We start from the raw sequence: 5,748 nt of genomic DNA on the forward strand, positions 1-5,748 counted from the left end.
GCTGCTTCCTCAACGGGCCGCCCGGGCAGGGCTGCTGGCCACCGCCGTCATCATGGCGGGCTCGCAGTCCGGCAGTGGCCTGCCGCCCGTCAGCCTCATGAACTGGATCGCCTTCGTCATCCTCTTCGCCCTGCACGGGACCCTCACCATGGTCTTCGCGCAGATCGGCACCCGGGAGGCCGAGCAGGCCCGTACCCAGTCCGACACCATCACCGAGCTGGAAACCGCCAACGCGCGCCTCGAACAGGCCATGGCGGAGAACGCCGGACTGCACGCCCAACTCCTGCTCCAGGCCCGCGAGGCCGGGGTGGCCGACGAGCGGCGGCGGATGGCCGCCGAGATCCACGACACCATCGCCCAGGGGCTGACCGGCATCATCGCCCAGCTCCAGGCCGTCACATCCGCGGCCGTCACCGATCCGGAGCTGGCCGGGGAGCACCTCGTGCGGGCCACCGCCCTCGCCCGGCACAGCCTGGGCGAGGCACGCCGCTCGGTGCACAACCTGCTGCCGGCCGCCCTGGAGCACGACGACCTTCCCGGCGCCCTCAAGAAGACCGTCACCATCTGGTCGCAACGGACCGGCGTCCGGGCCGAGTTCACCGTCACCGGCACGGCCGAGCCGCTGCACGACGAGGTCGGCGCCACCCTGCTCCGGATCGCCGAGGAGGCACTCGCCAACGCCGGCCGCCATGCCGCCGCGTCCCGGGCCGGCGTCACGCTGTCCTACATGGGCGACGAGATCACCCTCGACGTGCGGGACGACGGCCGCGGCTTCGACCCGGCCGCGCTGCCGTCGTACCGGGGCGCCGGCGGATTCGGGCTCGGCGGTATGCGGGCGCGCGCCGAACGCATCGCGGGCACGGTCGAGGTGGAGACCGGACCCGGCCTCGGCACCGCGGTCTGCGCCCGGGTCCCGCTGGTCCGCGACGACTGAGACGGCACCGCCGCGGGCACAGTACGGTGGGCCGCTATGGCTGAGGAACCCGCACGCGTCATCACGCTCATCGTCGTCGACGACCACCCCGTCGTACGGAACGGGCTGCGGGGCATGTTCGACTCGGCGGCGGAGTTCCGGGTGCTCGGCGAGGCGGCGGACGGTGTCGAGGGCGTCGAGATGGCCGTCCGGCTCGATCCCGACGTCGTCCTGATGGACCTCCGGATGCCCGGTGGCGGCGGAGTGGCGGCGATCACGGAGCTGACCCGGCTCGGCGCCCGCTCCAGGGTCCTGGTCCTCACCACGTACGACACCGACTCAGACACCCTGCCCGCGATCGAGGCCGGTGCGACCGGGTACCTGCTCAAGGACGCGCCGCGCGAGGAACTGTTCACCGCGGTGCGCGCCGCCGCCGACGGCCGTACCGTCCTGTCGCCCGCCATCGCCTCCCGGCTCATCTCGCGGGTGCGCGCACCCGTCCCGTCCGGCAGCGAGACGCTCTCCGCGCGGGAGCGCGAAGTGCTCGAACTCGTCGCCAAGGGGACGTCGAACCGGGAGATCGCCGCCGTGCTGTTCATCAGCGAGGCCACGGTGAAGACCCATCTCACCCATGTCTTCGCCAAGCTGGGTGCCAAGGACCGCGCGGCCGCCGTCGCCGTGGCCTACGACCGCGGCATCCTGGGCTGAGAGGCCGTCGGCTCACTCCCGTACCCGCAGCAGCAGCACCGATCTCGCGGGCACGGTGAGGCCGGTGTCGCCCCGGTGGACCGTGCCCGGCGCGGTGGACTGGTCCTCCCGTGCGGTGTCCAGGACCAGCTCGTACGACTGTGCCCACGGCGGCCCCGGCAGCCGGAAGTCCGCCGGGCGGTCACCGGCGTGCAGCACGGCCAGGAAGCTGTCGTCGGTCACCGGCTCGCCCCGGGCGTCCCGGCCCGGGATATCGCGTCCGGAGAGATAGAGCCCGACCGTCGCGGCCGGTGCGTACCAGTCCTCCTCCGTCATCTCGGCCCCCTGCCGGGTGAACCACGCCAGGTCCCGCAGTCCGTCCGGGGCCTGCGCCCGGCCGGAGAAGAACGCCCGTCGGCGCAGCACCGGATGGGTGTGGCGCAGCGTCAGTACCCGGGCCGTCAGCTCGGTCAGCTCCCGCCACTGCGGCTGCTCCAGCAGCGACCAGTCCAGCCAGCCGACCTCGTTGTCCTGGCAGTACGCGTTGTTGTTGCCGCCCTGGGTGCGGCCCATCTCGTCGCCCGCGACCAGCATCGGCACCCCGGTCGACAGCAGCAGGGTGGTGAGCAGGTTGCGCAGCTGACGGCGGCGCAGCGCGTTGACCTGGGCGTCGTCACTCTCGCCCTCGGCGCCGCAGTTCCAGGACCGGTTGTCCGAGGTGCCGTCGCGGTTGCCCTCGCCGTTGGCCTCGTTGTGCTTCTGTTCGTAGCTCACCAGGTCGCGCAGGGTGAAGCCGTCGTGCGCGGTGATGAAGTTGACCGAGGCGTACGGGCGGCGGCCGCCCCACGCGTACAGATCGCTCGATCCGGTCAGCCGGTAGCCGAGGTCGCGTACGTCGGGCAGCGCGCCGCGCCAGAAGTCCCGTACGGCGTCCCGGTAGCGGTCGTTCCACTCGGTCCACAGCGGCGGGAAGGCACCGACCTGGTAGCCGCCGTTGCCGACGTCCCACGGCTCCGCGATCAGTTTCACCCGGCGCAGCACCGGGTCCTGGGCGATCACCGCGAGGAACGGGGAGAGCATGTCGACGTCGTGCATCGAGCGGGCGAGCGCCGCCGCCAGGTCGAAGCGGAAGCCGTCGACGCCCATCTCGGTGACCCAGTACCGCAGGGAGTCGGTGATCAGCCGCAGGACGTTCGGCTGCACCACGTGCAGGGTGTTGCCGCACCCGGTGTAGTCCGCGTATCTGCGGGCGTCGGACTGGAGCCGGTAGTAGCCGCGGTTGTCGATGCCGCGCAGCGACAGCATCGGGCCGAGCTCGCCCGCCTCCGCCGTGTGGTTGTAGACCACGTCGAGGATCACCTCGATCCCGGCGTCGTGCAGGGCGTGGACCATCCGCTTGAACTCGCCGACCTGTTGGCCCGTGGTGCCGCTCGCGCAGTAGCCGGCGTGCGGGGCGAAGTAGCCGATCGAGTTGTAGCCCCAGTAGTTGTGCAGCCCGCGTCGGAGCAGATGGTCCTCGTGGGCGAACTGATGCACCGGCAGCAGCTCCACGGCCGTCACCCCGAGGCGCTTCAGATGGCCGATGGCCGCGGGGTGCGCGAGTCCGGCGTAGGTGCCCCGCAGCTCCTCGGGGATGCCCGGGTGGAGCTTGGTGAAGCCGCGCACGTGCAGTTCGTAGATGACGGTGTCGGCCCAGGGGGTCTTGGGCCGCCGGTCCTCGGCCCAGTCGTCGTCATCGTGGACGACCACCCCCTTGGGGACGTACGGGGCGGAGTCCCGTTCGTCGCGCACGGTGTCGGCGACCTGCTGCTGGGGCCAGTCCCTCACATGGCCGTACACCTCGGCCGGAAGGGTGAAGGAACCGTCCACCGCACGTGCGTACGGATCGAGGAGCAGCTTCGCCGCGTTCCAGCGGGCGCCCGTCCAAGGGTCCCAGCGGCCGTGCACCCGGTAGCCGTAGCGCTGCCCGGCCCGTACGCCGGGCACGAAGCCGTGCCAGATCTCGTGGGTCAGCTCGGTCAGCGGCAGCCGGGTCTCGGTGCCGTCCTCCTCGAAGAGACAGAGCTCCACGGCCTCCGCACCGCCCGCCCAGAGGGCGAAGTTGGTGCCCGCCATCCCGTCGGGCCCCACCCGGAAGCGGGCTCCGAGCGGCATCGGCGTACCGGGCCACACGGTGGGCGGCCGCTGCCCGTGCCCGACGGCGGGCATCGGTACGGGGTGGGCCGGAGCGGTGGCCGGCCGTTCCACCGGTTGTCCGGCCGGTCCCGGAAACGTCTTCGGCACTGCCTCCTGCTCGGCTGCGCTCGACACCTGCTCGCCTCCCGCGGCTCGTGGGGGACCGGCACCGAAAGGGAGCACGCGGCGTCCCGGCCGCGGCTCCCCGAGTGTGGTCGTCCCCTCTGTTCTGCCCACGAGTGGACCCGCACTCACGTTTCCCCCGACGGGCCCCGGTCGTTGGGGGGACGTGAACCACGTAGCGAAGAAGGCAGACGCGAGCCCGGTCACCGTGCTGACACGGTCGGGACTGCTCGCCGTACTGGCCGTACTGGCTGTTCTGACCGGCTGCTCGGGCGGGGGCTCGGTCATCGGCGGGAAGGCCCGGTCGCCGCAGGAGGCGATCCGGATCACCCCGCAGGACAGGGCCGAGGACGTAGGACCGGACAGCAAGGTCGAGGTGAAGGTCCCGGACGGGCGGCTGGAGAGTGTCAAGGTGACCCGGATCGAGGACGCGCAGAGGCAGGAGGTGAGGGGCCTGATCGCGAAGGACGGCCTCTCCTGGACTCCGCAGGGAGCGGCGGGCCGGCTCGGGCTCGCCGCCAAGTACAGCGTCGACGCGGTGGCCCTGGACGGCGCGGGGCACCGCTCGGCCCGCCACACCACCTTCACCACGGTGGTGCCCGAACACCGCTTCAACGGCCACTTCAAGCCGGAGAACCGGTCCACGGTCGGTACCGGCATGATCGTCTCCTTCGAGTTCAACCGTCCGATCACCCACCGCGCGGCGGTGCAGCGGGCCATCCGGGTGAGCAGTGATCCGCCGGTCGAGGTGGCCGGGCACTGGTTCGGCGCGGACCGGCTGGACTTCCGCCCGGCCGCCTACTGGGAGCCCGGCACGAAGGTCACCGTCGAGGTGGGGCTGCGCGATGTGGAGGGGGCGCCGCAGGTGTACGGCACCCAGCACAAGACCATCAGGTTCACGGTGGGCCGGGAGCAGACGTCCCGGGTGGACTCGGCCGCGCACACCATGGAGGTGCGCCGCGACGGGCGGCTCGTCTCCACGGTCCCGATCACGGCGGGTTCGCCGACGACGACCACGTACAACGGCAAGATGGTGGTCAGCGAGATGCACGAGGTGACCCGGATGGACGGGCGGACCGTCGGCTTCGGTGGCGAGTACGACATCAAGGACGTCCCGCACGCCATCCGGCTCACCGAGTCCGGCACCTTCCTGCACGGCAACTACTGGTCCGACGACGACGTCTTCGGCTCGACCAACGTCAGCCACGGCTGCATCGGGCTCCGCGACGAGCAGGGCGGCAGCGGGTCCGCCCCGGCCGGCTGGTTCTTCGACCGGACGCTCATCGGGGATGTCGTCGAGGTCGTCAACTCCAAGGACAAGATGGTGGCCCCGGACAACGGGCTGGGCGGCTGGAATCTGAACTGGAACCAGTGGAAGGCGGGTTCCGCCGTGCGCTGACACGCCTCGGCCCCCGCATGGACACCCCGGCTCTCCCGGAGCCGTCTCTCCCGCAGTCGTAGGGACGGTGCGGCCGGTGCGGTCGCGCCGTCCGTCGCGTTTGCCCCCCGCCGGTACAGCCCCCCCCCGCGCCGGTACCGCCCGCGACCAGGCGAAGTCCTGAACGAGTTGGGACGGAACGGTGACACTCCAGGGGAGATCTGCCCGCAGTCGGTGTGATTATCTTTCGCTGAGCGCGCATATGCAGCGCGCGGGGGCGGGAGCCTGTGAGCTCCCAGGGCCTTGGCGGGGCCAGGCCGTGCGAGGGGAGACGACCACATTGAACGGGCAGCCGATATCGGGGATACCGGCCGGGGCGAACAGCGGGCGGCGTGGACGTGGGGCCACCGGACTGCTGGCTCTGGTGCTGGGCGCGCTGTTGCTGCTGGTGACGGCATGCGGCGGGGAGGAC

The 5,748-nt window shown here is 71.7% G+C and carries 4 protein-coding genes; 3 read left to right on the top strand and 1 reads right to left on the bottom strand.

The genetic code is table 11. The annotated features are described in order from the left end of the window. A partial coding sequence (locus J1C73_RS19370; RefSeq protein WP_207317517.1) for a sensor histidine kinase occupies positions 1-934 on the top strand: 934 nt, incomplete at its 5' end. A gap of 36 nt (positions 935-970) precedes the next feature. Next, positions 971-1,621, top strand: coding sequence for a response regulator (locus J1C73_RS19375; protein ID WP_123461744.1), 651 nt, complete (start codon positions 971-973; stop codon positions 1,619-1,621). Between the two features lie 12 nt (positions 1,622-1,633). Here J1C73_RS19375 and glgX read toward each other — a convergent pair whose 3' ends face one another. Beyond that, a complete protein-coding gene (gene glgX / locus J1C73_RS19380) occupies positions 1,634-3,910 on the bottom strand; it encodes a glycogen debranching protein GlgX (RefSeq protein ID WP_207317518.1) in 2,277 nt (758 codons plus the stop codon). A 154-nt stretch (positions 3,911-4,064) separates the two neighbouring features. Between glgX and J1C73_RS19385 the strand changes: the two genes are divergently transcribed. Further along, positions 4,065-5,297 (top strand): L,D-transpeptidase, encoded by a 1,233-nt coding sequence (locus J1C73_RS19385; RefSeq protein WP_207317519.1) that lies wholly within the window; start codon positions 4,065-4,067, stop codon positions 5,295-5,297. The last annotated feature ends 451 nt before the right edge of the window (positions 5,298-5,748 follow it).

The sequence above is a fragment of the Streptomyces laculatispora genome, assembly GCF_017353455.1.
GTDB classification, from domain to species: domain Bacteria; phylum Actinomycetota; class Actinomycetes; order Streptomycetales; family Streptomycetaceae; genus Streptomyces; species Streptomyces laculatispora.

Coding starts and splice junctions, on each gene's coding strand:
- J1C73_RS19375 (WP_123461744.1), top strand. CDS start 971: ATGGCTGAGGAACCCGCACGCGTCATCACGCTCATCGTCGTCGACGAC.